We start from the raw sequence: 21,606 nt of genomic DNA on the forward strand, positions 1-21,606 counted from the left end.
ACACAACTGGGGTTTGACAGTACAACAATTAGCCATTAAATTTGGAGAACGATTGCCGCTCGATTTGATCAGCTAGCCCTTTGGTGGGGCGCTGATCATTGAGCTAGGACATCACCAGACAGAGTTTAGATTACACTACCGTTTGAAATTTATTTACTAATAAGCTTTGAACTATTTTAATTTCGTCCAAATCCATGACAGTATCCGCAGCTTTTTTCAGCTCAATTGCAATATCTTCTAATTCACTTTTAGGAATTTCAAATTGATTGACCAATTGAAAAATAGGCGATTTTTTGAGCGACTTTAGTTCACGTTCAACGTCTCTCAATGCTCGAATAACTTTTATATTTAACAAGCTGCGATTTTGATGCGTAAAAGAATTTTCAGGGTTATTTCCTTGATATATAAGGTAATCGTAGCGGATTATCTCTTTGTTCTCATCTAGGATTGGTTGAAAAACATAGACCAGTCTTAAGGTTGGAGGATCATCACTAATCACTGCATCTCTCAAGTTTGCAACTAGTTGAAGTATCTTTTCATAACCTTTCAATTCGATAGCTATTTTAATTACTTCACCGCTTTCTAATGGATTTTCAATGCTATCATGGAAGTCACTTTTGCTCAATTTTCTATCTGTATCAGAAAAAGAAGGATCAAGGATTAACTGTATTGCTCTTAAAAAATTCGTCTTACCAACATTGTTCTCTCCAACAATTACTTGCTTGTGACCTAACCTGACATCGATCGACTTAAAGTTTCTGAAATTTTCAATCTCAACACGAGATATATAGGGACTTACCATTATCTATTAGTTTAATTTAACACCAATTATACATGCTGCTATTCGATTACCTAACCTTTCCGAATATTCAATTGAATTAACTAAACTTTCTAATTCTTTAGTTTTAATAGGGTTTTTCTTAAAATAGGGCAGTAAATCTGAAATCACTTTGGGAACTCTGTTTTTAGTTCTTATTTCATTCAAATGTGGCTGGACAATCTCTATCCAAGTATCCAATAAATAAATTAAGTCTAAACTCTCCTCTCCTGTCTTAGGCCTATCAATTTCGCTGATTAGCATTGCGATTAAATCTTTTCGATCTTCATCAATTTCTTTTTTTGAATAATAAACAAGTAATTTTTTCAATAAATTAAAGGCTCTTCTCTTTTTATTCGATAACAGGTTTATTTCCTCCTTTTCAATGATGTCAATACATTTTTCCATTTGATCTATGGCCAATTTATCCCAGTTTCCACTAGATGTATGTTTTAATGACGACCTAAGTTTCTGGCATATCAATTTTAGATCATCATCGATATTGCCCTCAGAATCTACGAAAACCCATTTCGAAGAAAATTTATCAGTTGCTTTAAAAGCAAAAAAGCCGAAAGTCGTATCTGAATTAACTACACTTACCTTACATCTTACAGAAGCTGAAATACCTTTTAGCTCTAAATATTCCTGTTCGGTGACTATTGACTCATTACCCTGATACAAGTTTCTAACTGGCTGAAAGGCGTCAAAAATACCGTCCTTTAAATTCTCTTGATTCTCGTTTTGTTTGTACATATCAATCATTTCCTTGGCTTTAATAGTTTGCTCCAAGTGCCTTCCCATTAGTTCTTCAGGTAAATCTAAATTGGAGCCAATCAGTTGATCTGCTATCATACTTATATTGACAAGCTTTTTATCCGTTTTAAGAGCGAACTGTTCACTATCATTAGGCCAGTAAGCATATATAGAATCAAACGGGCTATCCATTCTGTCTATTCTACCGATTCTTTGTTCTGCAATTCTTAATACACTTGGCATATCAAGTAATATTATTGCAGATGCTTGTTGTAAATTGACCCCTTCAGCCATAGCATCAGAACATAATCCTAATATTTTTTTATGTTTCGAGCCCAACCCGAAATACTCTTTAGCTAAGATTTTATTTTTATTATTGGCTCCACTAACTACCAATGGCTCAAAATCTTCACCTCGCTCTTTGATTAAATGTTCTAAGTAATGAAGTGTCAGAGGTGTACTATCAAAAGCTAATATTAAATTATGGCTTTCAAATTGTTTCTTAATTGCGGCAATTTTGAAATCTTCTCTATTATTTGATAAGGTTTTAGCCAGTCCAGTTATTATTCTATAAATATTTATTTCTTTATCGATATGTTTTTGATAAACATCCAAATCCAACATATAATCAGGGATTAGCTCCTTGGAAAATGCTTTGGTGTTTGGTAAAGAATCTTTATACTTTAATAAAGTTCGAATAACATTTCCTGTGGTATTTTTAGCATGTTGAAATTCAAAATATTCACAAGATTCATTGGTACCTTCAATATGTTCAACAAGTGCAACCTTAGATGATCTTAATTTAGCTAAGACATGATGCTTGGCCAATGCTTTAGCCGTTATTAATCTATTAGCAACAAGAGTTTTTTGTCGTTCAATATCAGGTGACCTTTCATATTTGGGAAAAGTTAATTTACGAAGGTTTATCAAGCCAAGAAGTTTGGAAGCTTCTTGATTTATTATAGTAGCTATCTCTCGATCTTGCTTACTTTCACCAGTAGAGTAAGTTTTACATATGTGTTCTGGATATTTACATGGCTTACCAAGTTTGCTTTTGTATTTATCAGGTTGTATATCGACATATTGATTCAATTGTTTCTTTGTTCTTCGAACCGTGAACTTTGTGATATACTCTTTGAGTTCTTCAAAATCTTCACTCCGTTTTATACCTTTAGACTTTCGTAGTTCCTTGTATTGCTCTAATTCATCATCATTAAGATTATCGATGTCTAACAGCTCAATCAATCGCAGTAAATCTTCGGCTTTTTTATTTATTGGAGTTGCAGTTACTAATAATATACAATCAGCCAGACTATTTTCAATTGAGTGGCTTCGATTGGAATTTCTACTCAAATAATTGTGTGCTTCATCTATAACTAGAATGTTACCGTTCTTAATTTTTGTCAACGCAGCTTCGTGTTTTTTTGAATTTTCATAACTCAGAATTCCGTTAGACAATGGATTTTGCTGAGAAAATCGTAATTTCTCATATTCATTAGACCAATTATCAATTACTGAAGGTGGACATATAGTTAAAGAGTTTGTTCTGTAACCACGTCCAATAGACCATCGTCTGTTTATTAATGCTAATAAAATGCTAGTCACAAGTTTGGTCTTTCCAGAACCAGTTGGGTCTGCAATTAAAACACTTCCTTGATTTTCAATAATGTTTAATGTTTGACCTATTGCCATTTCTTGAGTCGGCCATAAATTAATATTATCAATATGGGACAAAATATCAGGATACTTACTTAACCAATTATCGTCAAGTAGTTCAGAAATAGCACGAGCAAGTGCTTCTGGCCATTCCGAAAGCTTTAATAATTGACTTAAAAGCTCAATTATCTTATCCGTATAGTCATCACTTTCTTTATAAAAATTTTCAGCAATCAATTTGATATCCCCGTATTGCTGGTTTTTGAAGGATTCTACTAAACTGTTCTCAGCTCTAATATTCGCTTCTTTCTGTTTTCGAAGTCCATTTATACTGAAGTTTGACGAGCCCAATACTGCGTTTGAGTCACCAACATAAATCTTAGCATGAATCTTTTCAGAGCAGCGAAACTCAACTTTTTGAGCCCGAATTAATTCTATTAAATGAATAACTCCACCAGATTGTAAAGGGGAAATACCTTTTTCTAACCAATAATTTTTAATGTCTAAAGAAAAGCTTCTTCTTGGCCATTTTTTCCTAGTTCTAATGATAGGATCAAATCCTAATACAATGCGTAAATGCTTATCTGAGAGGTACTCGAATTTGGTATATAGGTCAATGATGTATGAAAGCGAAGTAAAACCAGTAATCACTAAATATGACTTTGAAAACTCAAGATCTTTAACAATTTCGTTTTCAACGGTGAGATATTCCCTATTTAGTGGATACTTAGACTGATCTGGCCAATTCTTGGTTTTTAAATCGAGAATATATTGATGGCCATCCATTTATAAGTTTAGCGTTCAGTTAAATTTTATGTTTAAACATTTATAAAAATGCTAATTATATTAAGTAATTACAAATAACGTTATCAAACTAAGAAGTCTCGAAGCCCAGCCAAAATACGAGTGTGTCTCCTACCCTGAAATGAAAAAACGCTTACTTCTGTCCTAACCAAATTCATTCCATATAAATATTATTCACCTGAATCCACTGCTCTATACTTTCCCGCTCTGAGATTTCAAGGTGGGGTTTGTCTTCTACTTTTTGCTGGGACTTTTACAATGGATTTATCAATTATAGGACGACAGATAGATGCTTTAATTTTCTTCATATTTTTGTATTTTCAGCCTTTCTGTTACGAATTATTTCAATAATATACAATCAAATGCTGTCTAAAATTCAAGAGAATAAGAAAGCTTAAAAATCTCGATTCATCAACCCTTGTGATCATGAAGTTGTCGGATAAATTTTGAGAATAATCCCGAATGGGCTTGCCTGTTATAAATAAATGAACGTTATACACATCACATGATTTTATCTAAAATTACTGGATATTTTATGCCAAATGTTGAAATTCTAAAATATGAGAATCAATTTTTAGCTATCATATGAACACAATTAAGGATAAGATACTGAAGACGATAAGGTGGTTAATTTAGAATTATATCTTGAGAAGATCTTATACCTAGCTTTCCCTTTGCTAAAAAGTCCCCCTTTTGAAGATTCTATTAATTCAAGATAGACACTTGTCTTGGAACTGTTAATCAAAGTGGTTTCACCTTTGACAAGACTCAATTTCTTCCCATTAATAAGGATGGTGGATTGATCAGATTTAGTTGTAATATTTTCAATGTTAAAATTTACACTTTCAATTACTACATTATAATCCTGTCCTTCATCAAGTGAAAAATATTCGTCTTGGCTTTTTTCTAATAGTTTTATCCTACTATCGAGACTATCAACCGTGACGAGTCGAGTTATAAGTTCAGAAGAATCTAAGAGGTTTAATCTGTTTTTATAAGATGACAATAAAGTATCTACCTGTGTGCTTGCTTTCTGGATTTCTCTAGACGTTTTTATTATCGATTCTAACCTCTCTCTAAAGATTAAATCTTTTGAGTCTAAATTCTCTTTATTGTAAGATAATGCTCGAGATAATAGATCATTTTGACGACCTACATAGCCATGTTGAATTTGAATATCCCTAAGGTACAGATTAAAAGAATCACTTTTATTTTGAAGAAGGTAATCGTGTTTTTTAAATAGTTCATCAAACTTTATTTCGACTTCAACATTTAACTGCTCAATGGAACTGTTTAAACTATCCACTTTTGATTTGTTAATCTCTAGGATTGCATTCGTTTGAATATTGTCATAACCTAAGTAACCTAGAATCAATATTAAGAATGAAATAACGGAAAAAGCAATGCCTTTATATTTTTTATATTTTTTTTGAATTTCTTCATTTAGTTTTTCATTTATGAGATATTCAAAAAATTTCGAATCAACTAATTTTTCTAATTCTTCGTTTTTAGCCATTTCAATCTTTTTAGTTGGGTTGTTGATATTTTTTATAGTCCCTATTTGTGCTCATTTAAGTTTAATAATTATTAAACTTAGTCATTGTATCATGCATTATTCAATACCCAACCTTGGGTATTTTTCAATAAAATAAGTGTAATTGAATAGTTTTGTGGTACTAAATCGTACGCGTTTACCACTCTTCTTGCCTGCGAGGCCAATGTCTTGCCTGCGGTACGGTGACTTCTTGTAGCAAGGAGTGCCGAAAGAGTGTTTAATGCACATTAAGAAATAATGAGAAGAGTCTGAAAAGCCGGAGGGGGCTGCCATGCAATCATAAAGCCAACACTCAACCCAAAGCTTAATAACATAACGCAGGACATTATAAAATAAAGTTGTTATTTGTTATTACTGCTAAGTGATAACTTAGTTTTGATTGTTACTTGATGATAATTCTGTTCAATCTGTGCAATAAGCGGATTTGCTCCATTTATGTAATCCAGTGACAACCCGATCAACCCTTTTTTATCGGGTAGTTTATATTGAACGCCTATTTGATAGCTGAAAAAGAAGCCAGATAATTCCAGGCTATCGTTATTGGTGTGATTTGTTCTTTCGGTGATATTTGCTTGAATTTTAATGAATTCAGTTTGGTTTAGCAACCTAGCGAGTGCCTTGCTCGCAGGGTATAGAATTAATTGTGCATTGACGTTTCCGATAAGCAAATCATCATGTTTTATATACTCAAGTCCGCCTCCAAATAAATATTCATATTGAATAATATATGATGCCTTAGTTGTTGTATCGGGCATAATTGCGCCAGGACGTAAATAGTTTAGAAAGTTATTTGGTAATACTCCTGACCAGTATGGGTTAATGTAGGCTGAATAAATGCCTGTTTCACCTGCCCCCTCAGTGGCTCTCAAGTCATGTGAATATTTTCCATTAGCGTTCAGCTCAAGTGTAAAATGCGAGCTATTTTGAAAATCAAATGGCTTTTTGAGATTCAATCCAAGCTGTTGAACATGTCTTTTATTTTTGATCTGTGTATTGCGATGCCACTCACTGACAAATGATAAAGATAATCCATTCCAAATGACATCTTCAAAGGTTAGTCCTAGTGCCATGTCAGCCACAAATGTATCACTTGTAGTATCATTATTTTGAAAGTTAAAGTAGACAATGGCTGGCTCATTTCTTTTGTGTTTGTCACTGAAAGTTTCTCCTAGCTCAACTTTTAGCTGAGCAAATGTTTGAGCTATTACGCAAAAATAGACTATAATAGTAAGTCGAAGTAACATTAGATATTGGTTTGAATTATGTTGATTATGTCCTGTATTGTCTCACATTTATTGGCTCCTTCGCGGCTGACTTTACTTTTGTGATTGGGACTAATGGAAATTAATATTTTATTGCAAAGCTGATGTAGATGATTTTGCATAAACCCCTTAGTTAGACTTAATCCAAACCTCAAATTTGATGTTGTAAGGATAGGGCGAACTTTGGTCCAATGGGATATTGCAGAAATAACATTATTCCTGATTACCTGATCTGCATTAATGTCACTAACCACTTCGCTCTTGATTTTTTGAATCGAGGCCTTATGTGCTGGATTGTTAACGCTTTGAAGTGCAAGGTCTAGTGCATTTATCAGAAGAGGAGCTTCATTTGCTTCAATTTCGAAGTGTATTTTCATTTTACAATTTTTAGTAACTATTAATATTAAGTAATTGTAAATGTGGCATAAGGCTTGAAGCTTGGAAATACCCAACCTTGGGTATATTTTAATCAAAACTTGGTTTATTTATATTAATTTACCGCAAAGCACAGTTGGCTGGTCTTTTTTTAACCTTCCTAAAAGCAAAAAAATGAACAAATTTTAAGGAATTGCAGTAAGTTAAGGGTAGCAAACAGCCGTTATGACCAGAGACATCATAGATATTAATGACTTTACCATTTTGGTAGAAACGGCTAATACCGAGCAGGAAACGGTGGACTCATGCTTTTTTGACGAGCCTTTAATAGCTGTTGCATTTTATGGGTCAGGCAATGTTGATCTTACTGTAAAGTATGGTAACAAACAAAAGGCATACAACTACACCAAAGGCTTGGCGTTGGCTTTCTATGCCAGTAATGAGGTGGAGTTTATTCACACCGTCTCTGCCCTTAAGCCGCTGGAGTGCATTGTTATCGCCACTTCCATCAGAAGTCTGGACAAGCTTCCCAATCAGGAAGGTGAGCTGTTTAGTGAAATGCTTCAGCAGCTTGTTAACCCCAAAGCACCTTATGTAGAAGGACCCAGCTTCTTTATGTCCCCCGAGATGCAGAACATCATTGATCAGATATTTAACAATCGGTATGAGGGTAAAACCAAGATGCTGTTCTTTAAAAGCCAGATCACTTCATTATTGGCACACTTCTTTGGTCAGCTGTCTATTATAAGCGAGGAGACCATTTCGGCAGATGAAAGGCAGCGGCTACAACATGCCAAGGAGATACTTACCAGTAATTTAGACAACCCTCCCTCCCTTTCGGAACTCTCCAGGGAAATTGGCCTCAATACCTTTAAGCTCAAGAAGAACTTCAAGGAGCTGTTTGGTGTGCCGGTCTTTAAATACCTCCAAAATGAGCGGCTGACCACAGCGCACCATCTTATAAAGAACGATAAGCTTTCTATTCAGGAAGTGGCCTGGCATGTGGGCTATGATAGTTTAAGCTCTTTCTCCAATGCCTTTGCCAAGAAATTCGGCTTCCGCCCCAGCGAAATAAAACACTAATCCTTTTCGAACAAATCATGCTCCGTTTCAAACAAATGAAACGGTAGGATAAGCCCCAGCTTTGTCTCATCATCTTAAACTAAGAACGCATGAGACCATTAAATTCAAAAACGAGAACCATTATAGCCCTGGCTGTAGCTGCCCTTTTTCTGTTTTCCTTCCAATATCACTCGGAAGAGATCAGCAGCGCACCAGTTTGGCCTGTAGAGGTCTTCAGCCTCAAGGAAGAGGCTTTGAAAGTGTTGCAAACCAAATGCAATATCTGTCACCAAAAGCAGAATCCCCGCAAGGTTTTCACCCAAAGCAATATGGCTAGCTATGCCGCAAAGATCTATGAACAGGTTTTCGTGAAAAAGAGAATGCCCAAGGGCAATAAAGTTCAGCTGACTGACAGTGAAGTCAGTACCCTTAAAAAATGGATTACAACAACTAACTCAATATAAATATGGAACTAACAACAAAACAAATAACCCTGTTTATCGGGGTTTTACTTACGGGCTTGTCGGCAGGCTTATTTTACGCATGGGCAGTATCTGTCATACCGGGCACCCGAAGAATTACGGACTTAGTTTATCTGGAAACCATGCAGTCCATCAACAAGGCCATCATCAACCCGGCCTTTATGATCATCTTCTTTGGCAGTGTGGTGCTGCTGGGCATAAGCACTGCGCAGCACTATCAGTCAGGGAGCATCTTCTGGGTATTGCTGGCGGCTACAGTCACTTATCTGATAGGAACCATTGGCGTTACGGGCATGGGCAATGTGCCCCTCAATGATGCTTTGGAGGTGCTTAAGCTGAATAAGTTCAGCCTGAATGAACTGGCGACCATGAGAAAGGAATACGAAACCCCATGGAACAGGCTGCACATGATCAGGACCGTGTTTTCGGTGCTATCCTTTGCCCTGGCGCTGGCGGCAGTTTTTATGAATTCAAGAACAAATTTTAATCAATAATAATTATGAAAAACAACATTTTAGTAATTGGTGGAACGGGAAAAACCGGCCGTAAAGTAGTAGAAAAGTTAAAAGCACTGGACTATCCTGTGCGTGTAGGATCAAGAAGCGCTTCTCCGTCTTTTGATTGGAACGATCAAACCACCTGGACGAATGCTTTGGAGGACATAGAAAAGATGTACATCACCTATCAGCCTGATTTGGCTGTGCCTGGTGCATTGGATGCCATTGAGGACTTGATAAAGCTGGCTAAAAGAAGTGGAGTAAAAAAGGCCGTATTGCTCTCTGGTAAGGGCGAACGGGAAGCTGAACTCAGTGAGCAGGTGGTTATCCATTCAGGAATGGATTATACCATAGTGCGCGCCAGTTGGTTCATGCAAAACTTTAGCGAAAGCTTCTTTTTGGATCCTATTATAGCAGGACATGTTGCACTGCCCAAAGCAGAGGCCAAAGTGCCTTATGTGAATACTGATGATATTGCAGATGTAGTGGTAGCGGCATTAACCAATGAAAAGCATAACGGACAGCTGTATGAATTGACAGGGCCAAGAGTGCTTACTTTCGAGGAAGTAACAAAGGAAATAGCCGCTGCTGCAGGTCGTGAGCTACAGTTCACTCCCATTTCAATGGATGCTTATGTCAATATGTTGAAACAAGCCAATGTGCCTGATGATTATATCTGGTTGATCAACTACCTGTTTACTGAGGTGCTGGATGCTGAGAGTAATAATGTCATTACCGGAGACATAGAAAAGGTGCTGGGCAGGAAGCCCAAGGATTTTAGCGATTATACTCAGGAAACCGCTAAATCAGGGGTTTGGAATAAAGTAAGTGCGGGTATACTCTAAACCCGTGCGCTATCAGTAACAAGGACGTCTTGCCTGCAAAGGCAGGTATCTCACAAAAACACAAATGAGATTACGGACGATAATCATTATTGTTGGTCATGTAGATATGAAGTACTCGGAAGGAGACTTCTCACTCCGCTATGCTCTGTTTCGAAGAGACGTTTCTGTTAGGTTTTGTTTTGCCTGCTGGCAAAGGCAGGTATCTCAAATTCAGATGCTATTACGAAAAATATTCCCAACTCCATTTAAAACAACTAAAACTCAAATTCAAACATTATGAAAAATCTAAATATCAAACGTGCTATTGTTAGTTCTATAATAGTTTATGTGCTGCTGATCCCAGTCTTTATCGGATCATTTTATGTGCCCATTATGAATGACCCTGACCTTCAGGCCAATCTGGCATTGATGGTGGCTATGTTGCCAGCAGCGTATTTTGCTGCACATATTTACTACCGCAAAGGACTTAAAACCAATGGTCTTGTTTTGGGCTGTTTTATGTTTTTAATGGCCATCATTCTTGATGCAGTTATTACTGTCCCTGTTTTTATCATCCCGTTGGGTGGTGATCACTTATCGTTTTTTGGTGATATCAGTTTCTGGCTGATCGGTTTGGAATATATCGCAATTATTGCTGGTTACTGGCGATTTAAAGTGGTTAAAACCACTAAAGGGTGATAGTTTGCTAACCCTCATCTTCAATATTTAAGGCCTTCATTTTGTTGTACAGGGTTTTACGGTCTACCTGCAGCAGCTGGGCAGTTTTGGTCTTATTATAATCTGTCCGCTTGAGTACTTCCCGGATGGCACCACGCTCAGCGCGCTCGGTAATTTCTTTCAGGCTCATTGAACCGGTGTTGTTGATCATTACGCTTCCATAATGGGCATTGGAAGAAGTTACATTTGTGATCTCCGGAGGCAAACAAGACGTTGTCACTTTATTGTCTTTACAGATCAGCACCGCCCTTTTGATGATGTTTCTTAGCTCCCTGAGGTTACCGGGCCATTCGTAAGCCTTAAATTTCTCAAGCACCTCATTTTCAAAACCATCAATCTCTTTATTGAGCTTGGCATTCGCAGATTTCAGGAAGTGCGCAGCAAAAACTTCAATGTCATCATTGCGCTCCCTTAATGGTGCCAGGTCTATTTTAAACTCGTTTAACCGATGGTAGATATCTTCCCTGAAGTGGTTCTTGTCTACCAGTGTTTTTAAATCCTCGTTGGTGGCTACAAGCACACGCACATTAACAGGTATTTCCTTTGACCCTCCTACAGGGTGCACTAGTCCTTCCTGCAATGCACGCAACAGCTGAACCTGGTTTTCATAGGTTAGGTTGCCAATTTCATCCAGAAAGAGCGTACCTCCATTGGCCCGTTCAAAACAGCCCTTGCGGTCGGCCACCGCTCCGGTAAATGCGCCTTTAACATGCCCGAACAGCTCGCTGCTGGCAAGTTCTATGGGCAGTGCGCCACAATCTACCGCTACAAAAGGCATTTTTGCACGCTTGCTTTTATTGTGGATGCTACGGGCTACATATTCTTTACCGGTACCGGTATCACCACTAATGATCACCGACATGTCTGTAGGTGCAATCAGGTCAATGTGCTTTTCTACCAATTGAGATTGATAACTTGGTCCTTTGATGTATTCCTGGTCGGGTTTTCTTTTTTTAGGCTTAGCAGGTTTCTGCCCGTCAGCATCCTCGTGTTTGGCTTCTATGGCATGATTTATTGTATCGAGGATTTCATCGGGGTATAGAGGTTTTGTAACGTAGTCAAATGCTCCTTTTTTTAAGGCCTCTACGGCCAATCGGATTTCAGCATAGGCAGTTACAATAATGACCTGAATGGCCGGGTTGATAATTTTCACTTTTTGCAAAACTTCTATGCCTGTGTATTTTGACAGTTCGAAATCTGTGATAACCAGGTCTATCTTCTTTTCGCGGATGGTGGAAAGGGCATTTTGCGCACTGCTTTCCACCCAAACTTTAAATCCCTTTTCCGATAGGTAGTTATTTAAGGTAATACTTATATTTTCATCCCCATCGATAATGAGAATATTGCTAAATGCAGGTTTTATCATTATTTTCCTCCTATACTCCGCAGTCATTTTGTTTCAATGCCCGGGGATTTTAATTGGATTATTAAGGTACTAAAAACATGTAAAACCGGAATGGTTAATCCGGTAAATTAATGTGGGTTTCGATATAATACGGGTTGTCCTGCCGGCAAAAGCAGGTATCACAAACGTTAATTTGGGAGATTGCGGATATTTTTCTTCCATTTAAAAAATGATTGGAAGAAAAATTCCGCAATGACGCTCTGGCATAAGTATTTCATAGAAAACTCATGTTAAATTATATTGGCACATTGGTTATCGGCCCTATCGGGATTTGTATTGGGATGATGCCTTTTTCTCGCTGAGTTTGATGAGTACATCTTTAGAGTCTACCATTTGGGTCAGGATCATTTTTTGTATGTATTCTTCATCATTGTATTCATTAAGCAGGTTTTTATACATTGAGATTAGCTCTTCTTCGCGCTTGCCGCAAAAGTCCAGCAGCTCATATTGTTTTAACCCGACCACAATACTGCTGATTTCAAAGCCAATCTTTTCTTCGTGTCCGATGAGGTGCATTTCGGTAAACAGGGTATCGATAAAATTCCTTTTCTTTCTGGCCAAAGCTGAAAAATATTCCGACATGGGCTGATCGTGTACTTTTTTTGAAGCTTGCTTATATATTTCTTCAGCCATATTCAACTTCGCAATGAGTTGTTCCAATTTTGCTATTTTAATTTCCATGACTTCATTGTTGAATGAATAGTGAGAGGTTGCCATGCGGATTCTTTAAAGCAGTTTCTGTTAAAAATCCTTCATGAGGGCTGTCTCTGCCAAATGCCGTTGGTTCTATCATATCCTCTTGCTATGGGCAACATTATTATTAATCATTATGAAGTATGCCAAAAGATATGCCTCTTTAATAATCGGCTCTAAAGTGACCAGAGGCCAATAAATACGGCCTTGAAACGAGTAGCTCTTCTACGTTGAGGCTCCTGACGCGGGTATTTTTTTTCACACTTACACTTATTTGAACAATTGTGACAAAGCGTAAAAGAGCACATTTTTCAATAGCGGGTTATAGGCAAAGGATTCTACACCTTATGCTGGGCTTTTGTGGAAATAATGCCCGCCTGTAGCCTGACTATAGCACAGCATGCCAGTCCATGGCTGTTTAATAAGGCTGATGATTCAATGGAATAGTAGTTGCACCTTATATCAGCAGAACCAAGAAAAATGCGCTATGATTAACAACATACTTATACCTCTGGACTTATCAGGAACGATATCACCCCATGTAGGCTATGCACTTAATCTGGCTAAAAAGTTTAATGCCAGACTTACGCTGCTACAGAGCTATCCCATTTACCCTCAGGCGGTACCCGCAAGTGGCTTTGCAGGTGTGGCTTCGCCAATAGAACCATTTGATGAAGAAAGAATTCGGATGAATACTGAGAATAAACTGAAGGAGATTCAGGGTTTGCAGGACATCCATTATGAATTAATTGTTCTGCCCTACGCTGAGCATACCATACTTACCAACATGCATGAGGAGCTAAATTCGGATTTACTAGTACTTAATGGTGATGATGCCACTGACTTAGAGGCCTTTTTTGGCACCAAGCCTGAGATGCTTTCCAGAAAGGCTAAATGTTCAACACTCATTGTACCTGAAGGATACGAGTTTAAACCCTACCACCGAATAGGCCTGGCGCTGGATGAAGGTGAGGCTAAGGAAGATGTTTCCTTGGATGATTTGTTGCCATTCATTACGGGCTATGCAGCATCGTTGGAGGCTTTTCATGTTACCGATAAGCAAGCTGATGAATTGACCTCTACTCAGCATGATGTCTATTCATTTTTGAAGGAAAGGATGCTTGAACAGAACATCACCAACTTTAATTACCATACAGTGATGGAAGATGATATCTCTGAGGGAATGAATCACTTTATTGACACCAAGAAGATAGATCTCCTTGTATTGCTTTACAGGGATCATGGATTTTTCAAAAGGGTTTTCAACCCTGGAATCAGAAAGCAAATGATTCATCAGGCAGGCGTGCCTACACTGATTTTAAAATAATTAACACGGTGAACTTGGGTGATAAAAACTGCCGTCATACCTGGAAAATAAAGGTTTACCTTTAAAAACCTTTATTAATCCTGCCTGCCGGCAAAGGCAGGTAATCTCATCACTTAAAGCAAAGGGATCACGGGCAATTTTATTCATTTTGAAAAAGAAATGAATAAAATTTCCGAGATGACGCCTTAAGAGAATTATTCGTTTGTTTTTACCAACCAAATTCAGATGAACACTAAAAACTTAAATCAAACTATGTTACTGAACAATCTAAGAATTGAACACAACCAAAAAAACCAAAGGTTTTTCGTTAACCTTCAAAATTCGCAAGCCTATGTGCAATACGAGTCTGAAGACCAGTCTGTACTGGATCTGAAAGAAACCTTTGTGCCAGAGAAGGTGCGTGAAAAAGGAATTGGAAGTACGATGGTAGATCACGTGCTGGATTATGCTAAAAAGGAGAATTTAGAAGTGATACCTACCTGCCCTTTTGTAGCGGATTATATAGAAGAAAATGCCGAGTATCAGGATTTGGTGGAAGATAGCGGCAAGTAAACCAAAAAACCATCAACCAAACCTTTTTAAAGCATAAGCCAGTGCCCAGGTTGTAAAGAAGCTGAAGCTGCTGTATACAATGGCCACAAAGGCTATTTCATTATTCTGAACCAGCGCGTTGGCAATAAAGATGGCCAGAGCACTGTTTTGGAGTCCCATTTCTATGGCTATTGTAAATTGGCCATCTTTTTTAATGCCCACCTTTCTACTGATATAGAAACCTGCAAACATAGTGGAAATGTTGAGCAGCAGCGCAGGCAGCAGTAAAGCCAGCCCATCATTTAGTGCAATACTGGAATTGCCTGATGACGAGAGAAGAATAATTAAGAACATGCCCAGCAAAATACCTGGCAATATGTACCGCAGTGATTTTTTCAGCCTATCGGTCAACTCAGGTATAAACTGATGCACGACCATCCCAACTAATACCGGAATGAGCACTGTAGTGCCAATATCAAGGGCAGTAGAGGCCATAGACAAATGAAAGTTGTAGGCTTCTCCCAGAAATGTGCTGGTGGCTAAATTGACAATAAATGGAATGGAGAGCAGAATGAGAAAACTGTTAAAGGAAGTGAGTGATACCGACAAGGCCACCCTGCCTTTTAGCATGTGGGTAACAAGGTTTGAAGCGGTACCACCAGGGCATGCAGCTACCAAAACGAGACCTGCCTTATAAGCACCCTGCATGGGCCAGCACCAGGCTATTAAAAAAGCCACTGCCGGAAGAATGAGCATTTGACATGTCAGGCCCGTGATGATGGATTTTGGTCGGATAAAAATTTTTTTAAAGCTTTTAAACGATATATTTAGTCCAATACCAAACATGATAAGAGCAATGCCTATGGAGATAAGAATGTTTGGATTATTCATAAACTATTGTTGAAATACTAAATCCTGAAGTATGAAAAGGTCTGGAAGTATAATGAATAGAATCAGAAAAGTAAAATTACCGGTACGAGTACGGAAATTTGAAAACAAGGAAAAGATCATTTTACGTGATTTTCTGGCACTGGAAAGGACCACACTGGCCAATGAACGTACCCTATTTGCATACATACGCACGAGTTTGTACATCACCCTGGCTGGTTTTGCTTTTATGGAATTGGAGCAGCTTGCCAATTTAAGTTGGATCTCTTTTGTGCTTTTTGGTATTGCCGTTTCATTAATAGCCACCGGGTTAATACGTTATGCTATACTTAGAAATAAGCTAATGAACCTTTATGAAGATGATAGGAAGGGCGCTAAAATGGATAAAAGACGGGAATGAGAATAGACGCTGCCAGCCAAAAGAGTAAGTTGAGTGGTGCACCAACTTTCACAAAATCACGAAATTTATAACTACCGGCATTATAAACCATAGTGTTGGTCTGATAGCCTACCGGTGTCATAAAGCTGGCACTGCCTGCAAATGCTATGGCCAGAAGCAACGGTGTGGCACTTATGTCCATGGCGCTGGCAACGGAGATCCCAATTGGCGCAAGCAATGCCGCAGCAGCATTGTTAGACATCAGTTCAGTGCATATTGAAGTGGTAATATAAAGCAGGGATACAATCAACACCGGTCTTAATTGCGCATCTGCCAGCCCCACCAGCCACGCTCCTATCAACGCAGAGATCCCGCTTTCATTCATAGCAGTGCCCAGGCTCAATGCGCCTGCCAGCAAAAAAATCACCTTCCAGTCTACAGCTTTATAGGCTTCACCCATGGTGATAACCCCGGCAATGTTGAGCACCACCACCCCTGCTAAAGCACTGATGGCAATGGGCACTAAACCAACAGCTGCCAGGCCAATGACAGCAAAAAGCGTTATGATCGTAATGATAGTGTGGCGCACGTTTGTGCTTTCGATACCCAGTTTTCGAATGGACATGAACGGAGCAGGTTTGTCATTTTCTGTGGCATGCAGCTGCAAGGCGCCTTGTTGGTTGGCTTGCAGCAGTAATACATCGCCTGCATGCAGTTTCAGCTTACCAAAATCCTTAAAACGCTCTTTACCGCGCTGTTTTATGGCCAAAACATTGGCATGGAACCTTCTGTCATTTGCAATTGACTCCGGAGATCTTCCTACATATGGGGAGTTGGGCAACAATACGATTTCAATCAGCCTTGTCCCTTCTTCAGGGAAGGCAAGTTCATTATCACCTGTTGTACTGAAAGCGTCATCTTCTACAATGTCTATGATCTGGTGCATGTTCCCTTTCAATAAGACTATATCATCCTGTTGTAGTTCAAAAGACCAGGATGGCTTGTTTTCAATGTGATTTGCCCTTTTAATCCTCAAAATATCAATGCTTTTTTCGGTGGGGTTAAATACATTTTTAATTGTAGCATCACCCTCAGGCATCTTTTTCAACTTGACTTCCAAAAGGTAATTTTCAACTTTACGATCGTCTTCTATATCTTTTTCACTTCTTCTTTCTGCTATTAGTGATTTACCAAATAACATGAGGTACAAGATGCCGATCGCCATAAAAACCAATCCAAGTGGGGCAAAAAGGAAAATGGAAAATCCTGGTAATCCATTCTCCCTGGCTATGCTACTTACCAGCAGGTTGGTAGAAGTGCCAATTAGCGTGCAGCTGCCACCAAATATGGCTGCGAAAGATAGCGGAATCAGAAAACGGGCCGGAGAAATACCTTTTTCTTTGGCAGCATCAGATACGCTTGGAATGAGTGCTGCGACAATAGGCGTATTATTAATAAAGGCAGAAATACCACCAACAGAAAGGCCAATTCCAAGGATGGTGTTTGGGTACTTCCAATCCAGCATGCGCTTGAAATAAGTATGGACAGCATCAATGATATTTGTTTTAATTATAGCGTGACTAAGAATAAACATGGCCGCCACAGTGATGGTCGCCTGATTTGCAAATCCCTCAAGGCCTTGTTCAGCAGTGATAACGCCTGTCAATACCAGAACAACGATGATGGAAATAGCTACAACATCCAGCGGGACATACTCCGTTACGAAGAAAAAAATTGCCAGAACAATGACAATCAGCGTGTAAATAATTTCCATGTTCATTGCTCCTGTTAGTTACGTAGGTATTTAATGGCATGTTATAAGTGGAAAAATGTATCAGGCACTAACCCAGACTTTGGCCATTTCCCTTTCACCGGGGTTGAAGACTTTTTCCTCGATGCTGGAAATCAACCTATTTTCGACTTTGGTAATACCTTTGAGCCAACCAATATCTGTTACAACAGCAATTTTATCTACCTGCTTAAGATATTCACCAAAATGATTTAGACCCAGCTTAATACTGTCCCAGATTGTCTCGAAAGTGACCCCTTCAAAAGATTCTACCTCCATATAGATATTGAAATGGCTGTCACGCTCAATGGCTTTTAAAACTTCATAGGTGCTTTGTTTAAAGGACACATCATCGATTTTACCTTTTATCCTGAACCCTATTACATGCGGGTCATTTAAATCTATTTTTTCAATCATAACTTAAGTGTTTTAGGAGTGACTTTTTTGATATAAAATCTTAATGGTAAAAGCATTAACCTTCCTTTTTTGGGTTTTTGGCGTCTGCCCTGATGAAGGCATCAATTTTTATACTTTCAATGGGCTCGCCATCATATCCAGCAGTGACTTCGTCTTTTATTGAATCATTCACGCTGGTAATCTCGAATGAAGTTTCAGCGACTATACCTGTCTTTTCTATGTCAATTTTGCCTAAAGTATTAAGCCCAAAAACATTGTCCTTTACTTTAAGAAGTCCGAAAATCAGGTGTTGTTCATTGTCCTTTTCGGTCACCTCTTTAATTTCATATTCCAAAAAGGGATATTGACTGGTATCAAAAAAATCCTCTGAAGCTAAGTGATTGAGGAATTTTGTTTTTTGATCTTCATCCAACGCTTCATTACCAGTAAGCTTTATGGATTCTAAGTCAACCTTTACCTTACCTACTAATTTGCCATCCAGTTCTACAAAAAGATTACCCTTCTCAAATCCGACATCTCCTTTTACAGTCATCTTCTTGTTTTTACCTGTCCAAATAATGGTACTTCTATCTGTATCTAATATGTACTTTTTCATGATCCTATTGTTTTAAGTATTACCACTACAAATTCTAACCCATTCCGCATTTTCATTATGTTAGCGGGTTTTTAATATTATTGGCCAGATGATCTATTCTGGCCTTTGCTTCTTTGATCAGCTGCCTGGAATTCTCAACTTCCTTAGTCCAATTTTCTGGTTGCTTTCCTATTTGCTGAGCCTTGTTCTCAACAAGTTCTTTCTCCAACATTATACCCGCTATGGTGCGCATCAAATGATTTTTTGATTCTGCTGAAGCATTTACTATCCTCAATTGCAATGAATCAACCTTCTTGTCAGCATAGGACAACACTTCATTTAGCTCGTTTTCAAGTTCCTTTTGGCTTAACTCCATAGTCTCTTTCTTTAATTCAATTCAATTCACTAACTGGCCATATCCTTTTTAATGAATGTATAGGTAGAATCTACAAACTCGGCATAATGCTTAAACTCAGCTATTGGCGTTTTCAATATGCTCGGATGCTTGGTTAGCACTTTCAAAAGGTCATCTCTATCCAGATTGGCGTTTTTGTATTTTTCAATAAATGTTTCAGATCGCTCATTAACCAAGCTGTGGATTGACACACCAAGCTTATCTGCAAGCTGCACAAGCTGCCTTTTTGTAGGCACTTCCCTTGTTAACATCATATCCTTTGGTTTTAAAATGCCTGAGGCTATTGGCATAGCTCAAAGCTTCCCTATCCTTTATGGATGTTGGGTTATATATAAACAGTATTTCATTTTTTTCAACCATCATCTTATTGATATTAATAGTAGTATAATCAATGAAGCGCCAATACCATTCCATATTGGCAGTAGGCCCTATCTGCATACAATTATATTTGCGTGTGGTAATTACTCAACAAAACCATCAATAAAGTGAGATTTATCTCCACAGTTGTGAAGAGATAACCTGCCTGATCTGACCGCATATCATCATTAGTGAAGGAGATGTTAGAAGCATGCTTTTTGTACCTTATACCTGTAAATGTTTCACTAACTCCAGCGTGGCGAGGCTTACTGCACTATGTTGGAGTAAATCATAAATTGTATGTCCAAGGAATTGAAAATAGTATTTGCAACTGATTTTACCGATGCTGCCGATAATGCCATTCAATACGGTATTGATTTTTCGAAAGCATTGGCCGGAAATGAATTAGAGTGTTATTTGGTGCATGCCTACAAGCATTTCGTGCCGTATAATAATACCCCTGCAATACCCGTAATTGAAAATGAAAGCCTGAAGGAAGAACTTAAAACCAGGTTGGCGGAAAGATCAAATGAATTGCAGGAGCTTATTGATGTAACCCCTATTTTTAAAAGAGGGAATGTTACCGAGGTGCTTGAAGAAATTGTAGCGGATAAAGCGCCAGATTTAATAATAATGGGGACACGCGAGCGAAGTGCGTTTGAACGCATGACTTTAGGCACGCATACCGCTGAGGTTATTAAAAAGGTAAATTGCCCCGTGCTTGCCATACCGTTGGAGGCGGAGTTTAAAAAGCTAAAAAATAACATTTACAGCAGATTATGAGCCACTTAACATAGATTATAAATCACTGGTTTTTATCAAGGATCTGGCAAGAAAAGACAGCATCAAATTTACTGTGCTCCATGTTTTTGGTAGCGATGAAGAGGACGGACTGAAGGAAAAAATGGAGAATACTGCGCTGCATCGTTACTTCTCAGATGTAGATCACGAGCACAAGGCTGTAGCCGGAATGAATACCATTGAGGGTATTGCAAGGCACATTGAACATGATCAACCGGATTTGATAATTGCCATCCCGAGACACAGGAATTTCATTCAAGAGTTATTTCATAGCAGCATTTCCAATGAGCTGCTATATCAAACCCAGGTACCGATTTTAATATTGATTGATAGATAGCCAAGCAATACTTCGTACAACGGTCATAGGAAATACTGTTTGATGTGTTCCTTCCATTACCTCTTGCCGTACTATTAAACTTTCATCGTTGATGTTTTTCACGATAATAATGAACGCTTCAGCATGCTCACCCAATTCCTTCTCCAACGTACCATATGAAATGAAAACATTGGCATTTAAGGGTGTAAGTTTTGATCTTAAATGAGATGCGAGTTCTGACAGATATGGAATGTCACCACCAAGTGATGGGCTACCAAGGAGGTAGTTTTTAAAAGTATCTGGTTGCTTTAGCAGTATGTAAGCACCAAATAAACCGCCTAATGAATAACCAAAATAACTACGATTATCAGGATCGGTTCTATAGTTGTTTTCTACATATTCAATAACATCGTCCCTAATAAAATCCAGGTGACTACTGGCCTGCCCAAACTGATATTTAGCTTGATGTTCAAGGTTACTTGATTCAATTACGGAATAGTCCCGATATCTGCTCACATGTTCGCCAGCCTCTTGTTTTAAGGCTTCTGAAATGTCTTTCTGCCAAGAGATTCCAACCAATATAGCATTCTCCATCAGATACTCTGTGGCTCCAGACAACATCTCAATGTGCCACATGGCATCAGTAGTATAAAGAACAGGGTAGTTAGCGTCTTTATTTTCAGCATAATCTTCTGGTAATTTTATATATAGCTCATATTGGCTATTCGTTTTAGTATCCTTAATGGGAACGACCTGTATCTTGGGCAATCTTAAATCCGAGCTTTCTACAGTTTGGATATCATCATGAGTTTCGGTTTCTTGGGCCAAGACCACATTAAGGGATAGAATAGCCGTTGATAGAAACAACAATTTCATTATTCGCATGATT

Annotated in this window: 25 protein-coding genes; 10 read left to right on the forward strand and 15 right to left on the reverse strand. The window is 38.3% G+C overall.

What is annotated here, in order from left to right; translation table 11 throughout:
• Positions 1-130: 130 nt before the first annotated feature.
• The 5 genes from RIB54_RS14520 to RIB54_RS14540 form a co-directional block, all read right to left on the reverse strand.
• The gene (locus tag RIB54_RS14520; protein ID WP_350101561.1) at positions 131-802 is read right to left on the reverse strand and encodes an AAA family ATPase; all 672 of its coding nucleotides are present in this window, start codon (positions 800-802) and stop codon (positions 131-133) included.
• Between the two features lie 6 nt (positions 803-808).
• Positions 809-4,012, reverse strand: coding sequence for an SNF2-related protein (locus RIB54_RS14525; protein ID WP_350101562.1), 3,204 nt, complete (start codon positions 4,010-4,012; stop codon positions 809-811).
• Positions 4,013-4,625: 613 nt separating this feature from the next.
• Complete coding sequence (locus RIB54_RS14530; protein WP_350101563.1) at positions 4,626-5,546, reverse strand: hypothetical protein; 921 nt, start codon at positions 5,544-5,546, stop codon at positions 4,626-4,628.
• A 380-nt stretch (positions 5,547-5,926) separates the two neighbouring features.
• On the reverse strand, positions 5,927-6,829 hold the full coding sequence (locus RIB54_RS14535; RefSeq protein ID WP_350101564.1) for a hypothetical protein: 903 nt from the start codon (positions 6,827-6,829) through the stop codon (positions 5,927-5,929).
• On the reverse strand, positions 6,829-7,224 hold the full coding sequence (locus RIB54_RS14540; protein ID WP_350101565.1) for a hypothetical protein: 396 nt from the start codon (positions 7,222-7,224) through the stop codon (positions 6,829-6,831). Before RIB54_RS14540 ends, RIB54_RS14535 begins: the two co-directional genes overlap by 1 nt.
• A 223-nt stretch (positions 7,225-7,447) precedes the next feature.
• On the opposite strand from RIB54_RS14540, the gene RIB54_RS14545 reads away from it, so the two are divergent.
• The 5 genes from RIB54_RS14545 to RIB54_RS14565 all read left to right on the forward strand — a co-directional run bounded on the left by RIB54_RS14545 (position 7,448) and on the right by RIB54_RS14565 (position 10,786).
• Positions 7,448-8,305 (forward strand): helix-turn-helix domain-containing protein, encoded by an 858-nt coding sequence (locus RIB54_RS14545; protein WP_350101566.1) that lies wholly within the window; start codon positions 7,448-7,450, stop codon positions 8,303-8,305.
• A gap of 89 nt (positions 8,306-8,394) precedes the next feature.
• A complete protein-coding gene (locus RIB54_RS14550; RefSeq protein WP_350101567.1) occupies positions 8,395-8,748 on the forward strand; it encodes a hypothetical protein in 354 nt (117 codons plus the stop codon).
• A 2-nt stretch (positions 8,749-8,750) separates the two neighbouring features.
• Positions 8,751-9,260: an anthrone oxygenase family protein gene (locus tag RIB54_RS14555; protein ID WP_350101568.1), complete on the forward strand. Its 510-nt coding sequence runs from the start codon at positions 8,751-8,753 to the stop codon at positions 9,258-9,260.
• A gap of 5 nt (positions 9,261-9,265) precedes the next feature.
• A complete protein-coding gene (locus RIB54_RS14560) occupies positions 9,266-10,108 on the forward strand; it encodes an NmrA family NAD(P)-binding protein (protein ID WP_350101569.1) in 843 nt (280 codons plus the stop codon).
• 276 nt (positions 10,109-10,384) lie between these two features.
• A complete protein-coding gene (locus RIB54_RS14565; RefSeq protein ID WP_350101570.1) occupies positions 10,385-10,786 on the forward strand; it encodes a DUF5367 family protein in 402 nt (133 codons plus the stop codon).
• A 7-nt stretch (positions 10,787-10,793) separates the two neighbouring features.
• On the opposite strand, the gene RIB54_RS14570 is transcribed toward RIB54_RS14565, so the two are convergent.
• The gene (locus tag RIB54_RS14570; protein ID WP_350101571.1) at positions 10,794-12,191 is read right to left on the reverse strand and encodes a sigma-54-dependent transcriptional regulator; all 1,398 of its coding nucleotides are present in this window, start codon (positions 12,189-12,191) and stop codon (positions 10,794-10,796) included.
• Between the two features lie 300 nt (positions 12,192-12,491).
• On the reverse strand, positions 12,492-12,911 hold the full coding sequence (locus RIB54_RS14575) for a ferritin family protein (RefSeq protein WP_350101572.1): 420 nt from the start codon (positions 12,909-12,911) through the stop codon (positions 12,492-12,494).
• Between the two features lie 499 nt (positions 12,912-13,410).
• Between RIB54_RS14575 and RIB54_RS14580 the strand changes: the two genes are divergently transcribed.
• Together RIB54_RS14580 and RIB54_RS14585 are read left to right on the forward strand one after the other, a co-directional pair.
• Positions 13,411-14,250 (forward strand): universal stress protein, encoded by an 840-nt coding sequence (locus RIB54_RS14580; protein WP_350101573.1) that lies wholly within the window; start codon positions 13,411-13,413, stop codon positions 14,248-14,250.
• A 225-nt stretch (positions 14,251-14,475) separates the two neighbouring features.
• The gene (locus tag RIB54_RS14585; RefSeq protein WP_350101574.1) at positions 14,476-14,802 is read left to right on the forward strand and encodes a GNAT family N-acetyltransferase; all 327 of its coding nucleotides are present in this window, start codon (positions 14,476-14,478) and stop codon (positions 14,800-14,802) included.
• A 12-nt stretch (positions 14,803-14,814) separates the two neighbouring features.
• On the opposite strand, the gene RIB54_RS14590 is transcribed toward RIB54_RS14585, so the two are convergent.
• The gene (locus RIB54_RS14590; protein ID WP_350101575.1) at positions 14,815-15,672 is read right to left on the reverse strand and encodes a bile acid:sodium symporter family protein; all 858 of its coding nucleotides are present in this window, start codon (positions 15,670-15,672) and stop codon (positions 14,815-14,817) included.
• Positions 15,673-15,703: 31 nt separating this feature from the next.
• On the opposite strand from RIB54_RS14590, the gene RIB54_RS14595 reads away from it, so the two are divergent.
• Entirely contained in the window at positions 15,704-16,069 is a 366-nt protein-coding gene (locus RIB54_RS14595; RefSeq protein WP_350101576.1) for a DUF202 domain-containing protein, read from the forward strand.
• Here RIB54_RS14595 and RIB54_RS14600 read toward each other — a convergent pair.
• The 6 genes from RIB54_RS14600 to RIB54_RS14625 are packed head-to-tail and all read right to left on the reverse strand — an operon-like array spanning position 16,044 to position 19,681.
• Positions 16,044-17,822 (reverse strand): sodium:proton antiporter, encoded by a 1,779-nt coding sequence (locus tag RIB54_RS14600; RefSeq protein ID WP_350101577.1) that lies wholly within the window; start codon positions 17,820-17,822, stop codon positions 16,044-16,046. The two genes, RIB54_RS14595 and RIB54_RS14600, sit on opposite strands and share 26 nt — an antisense overlap.
• Positions 17,823-17,882: 60 nt before the next feature.
• Complete coding sequence (locus RIB54_RS14605) at positions 17,883-18,254, reverse strand: SpoIIAA family protein (RefSeq protein ID WP_350101578.1); 372 nt, start codon at positions 18,252-18,254, stop codon at positions 17,883-17,885.
• A 55-nt stretch (positions 18,255-18,309) separates the two neighbouring features.
• Positions 18,310-18,849 carry a YceI family protein gene (locus RIB54_RS14610; RefSeq protein WP_350101579.1) on the reverse strand — a complete coding sequence of 180 codons (540 nt, stop codon included), beginning with the start codon at positions 18,847-18,849 and terminating at the stop codon, positions 18,310-18,312.
• A gap of 55 nt (positions 18,850-18,904) precedes the next feature.
• Positions 18,905-19,204, reverse strand: coding sequence for a Clp protease/crotonase-like domain-containing protein (locus RIB54_RS14615; RefSeq protein WP_350101580.1), 300 nt, complete (start codon positions 19,202-19,204; stop codon positions 18,905-18,907).
• Between the two features lie 29 nt (positions 19,205-19,233).
• Positions 19,234-19,497 (reverse strand): arsenate reductase family protein, encoded by a 264-nt coding sequence (locus tag RIB54_RS14620; protein WP_350101581.1) that lies wholly within the window; start codon positions 19,495-19,497, stop codon positions 19,234-19,236.
• Complete coding sequence (locus RIB54_RS14625) at positions 19,442-19,681, reverse strand: hypothetical protein (RefSeq protein ID WP_350101582.1); 240 nt, start codon at positions 19,679-19,681, stop codon at positions 19,442-19,444. The genes RIB54_RS14620 and RIB54_RS14625 overlap by 56 nt, the downstream gene beginning before the upstream one ends.
• A gap of 219 nt (positions 19,682-19,900) precedes the next feature.
• Between RIB54_RS14625 and RIB54_RS14630 the strand changes: the two genes are divergently transcribed.
• Together RIB54_RS14630 and RIB54_RS14635 are read left to right on the forward strand one after the other, a co-directional pair.
• The gene (locus RIB54_RS14630; RefSeq protein ID WP_350101583.1) at positions 19,901-20,383 is read left to right on the forward strand and encodes a universal stress protein; all 483 of its coding nucleotides are present in this window, start codon (positions 19,901-19,903) and stop codon (positions 20,381-20,383) included.
• A 73-nt stretch (positions 20,384-20,456) separates the two neighbouring features.
• Positions 20,457-20,738 (forward strand): putative universal stress family protein, encoded by a 282-nt coding sequence (locus RIB54_RS14635; RefSeq protein WP_350101584.1) that lies wholly within the window; start codon positions 20,457-20,459, stop codon positions 20,736-20,738.
• Here RIB54_RS14635 and RIB54_RS14640 read toward each other — a convergent pair.
• Complete coding sequence (locus RIB54_RS14640) at positions 20,718-21,602, reverse strand: alpha/beta hydrolase (protein ID WP_350101585.1); 885 nt, start codon at positions 21,600-21,602, stop codon at positions 20,718-20,720. The two genes, RIB54_RS14635 and RIB54_RS14640, sit on opposite strands and share 21 nt — an antisense overlap.
• Positions 21,603-21,606 lie beyond the last annotated feature (4 nt).

Origin of the sequence: Fulvivirga sp., assembly GCF_040218215.1 — a bacterium.
Taxonomy (GTDB): Bacteria; Bacteroidota; Bacteroidia; order Cytophagales; family Cyclobacteriaceae; genus Fulvivirga.